We start from the raw sequence: 2075 nt of genomic DNA on the forward strand, positions 1-2075 counted from the left end.
ATTAAAAAATTGTAGTTAAAAATATTAGTAAATATGAAAAGAATATTAATCATTTTAAAAATAATCACTTTAATCGGAACAAGTACAGTCAGTTTAGTTGCTTGTAATGAAACAAAATATAATCAAACACAATTACAAGAACTAAAAGAACAAAATAAAATAAACACAAAAGATGGTATTTTAGAATGAATAGCACCACAAGAAAAACCATTTAATCAAATTGATGATAAATATTATTTTGTTGTATGGCGTAGTAATTCGGATGATGGTTGAAGAATTATTAAATTTTTAAATGATACAGATACTAAAAAAGTATTAGATAATTATGGTCGATATAAACTTATTTTTAAAGAATATAGTCCTTTTTATGATTTTACATTATTAATTAGGGGCGAACGTGGCGACCCAGATTATACTTGAAAAACTGATGATGGTACTTATTTTAAATTTCTTTATCGTTGAAATAATAATGATAAAAATGTTCCTAATTTAGTTGTTGATTATAAAACTGGTGAAGTGAAAGAAGTAAATTAATACTGAGTGAGGTAAATATAAAAAAACCATTTTAAATGGTTTTTTTATATTTCTAAAGTAATTAATGATAACTTTTCATTGTTTTTATTAAATAATTTTAAATTATTAATCTTAATTTGTTCTTTTTCTGTAAAAATTGTAATATCATAATTTCCATAACCCCATATACCAGATAATTCAATTTGATTTAATTTATATATTTTTTGCGGGGTATCAAAAGTAATTTTAATATTATCTTTAACTAAATTTTTAGTTATATTAATTCAAACTGCTTTAGAATAAAGTAATTTATATCATTGCGAAAAATAATTTAAATATTCTTCTATTTTGTCATTGGAAATAATTAAATTAGTTAAATACTTACCATATTCGCCATCAGATAGTTTAATTTTATCGGGAATAAGGGAAGGAATATTGTTTGTTTCTAATTCATTTGTCATGGATAATCAATTAAAGTAATTTGCTTCTAATTTAAAAACTTGGTTTTCTGAAATATCTTTGTTTTTAACAGTTACTTTAATTTCATTATTGATATTATTTTGATTTTTTAAATTTCAATCTGTAATTTGTCCTGTTTTAGGCGAAATAAACGGTGTGTTTGGTTCGCTATTATTATTTCAACGATAAAGAAATTTAAAATAAGTACCATCATCAGTTTTTCAAGTATAATCTGGGTCGCCACGTTCGCCCCTAATTAATAATGTAAAATCATAAAAAGGACTATATTCTTTAAAAATAAGTTTATATCGACCATAATTATCTAATACTTTTTTAGTATCTGTATCATTTAAAAATTTAATAATTCTTCAACCATCATCCGAATTACTACGCCATACAACAAAATAATATTTATCATCAATTTCTTTCAAGGGCTTATTTTTTTCATAAACTTCTTCTCAATAATTTATTGGTTCTGGCGGAATAGAACCACCAGTGAAATTAAAATATGATGAATTTAATTTAACTTTACAATGTTCAAATTCTCAATATCCCGTTTCTACCTCTCTTGGATTAGAAATTAATTCAAAATAATATGGTGCAAATAACTTAACATCATCATTATAACCCTTATTAATTGCGTATTTACTATATGTATAATTTGATAACATATATATAACTTGTTTAATTCTTTTTACATATGTTTTATGTAATTCGCTTGGATTGTCCAATTTTCAGTTTTCAAATAATCCATCAATAACATTTTCTGGTTTTTGTCCTTCAAATTTTTGGTGTAATTCTGCTGCTTTATTAGTAGGATTACCTTTTTCATCGTATTTTGCCCCTTGAAATTTTCGATCATAATTATAACGATATGTTAAATAATTTAACAAAACAATATTTAATTCTTTAACATCTAATAAACCCAAAATATCTTTACCTTGAATATAGTTTTTGGCAATAAATCATGGTAAAAAACTTTCAGTAAATCAATATTGAAATATTCGTACATTAGGATTTGTTTCAATGGGCATTGATAATAAAGGTACTAAACTAGCATTTTCAACTATAGATTGTGGATAAGAATAAACACCATTAACATT

General features: G+C 23.5%; 1 protein-coding gene and 1 pseudogene. One reads left to right on the plus strand and one right to left on the minus strand.

Features of this window, described 5'->3' with window-relative positions; translation table 4 throughout:
- The first annotated feature begins 33 nt into the window (after window positions 1–33).
- Complete coding sequence (locus D9R21_RS05945; protein ID WP_126821479.1) at window positions 34–534, plus strand: hypothetical protein; 501 nt, start codon at window positions 34–36, stop codon at window positions 532–534.
- Window positions 535–578: 44 nt separating this feature from the next.
- On the opposite strand, the pseudogene D9R21_RS07445 reads toward D9R21_RS05945, so the two are convergent.
- Window positions 579–2075, minus strand: a pseudogene (locus tag D9R21_RS07445) (hypothetical protein); the annotation flags it as partial.

The organism is Spiroplasma endosymbiont of Megaselia nigra (assembly GCF_003987485.1).
Classification (GTDB): Bacteria; Bacillota_I; Bacilli_A; order Mycoplasmatales; family Mycoplasmataceae; genus Spiroplasma.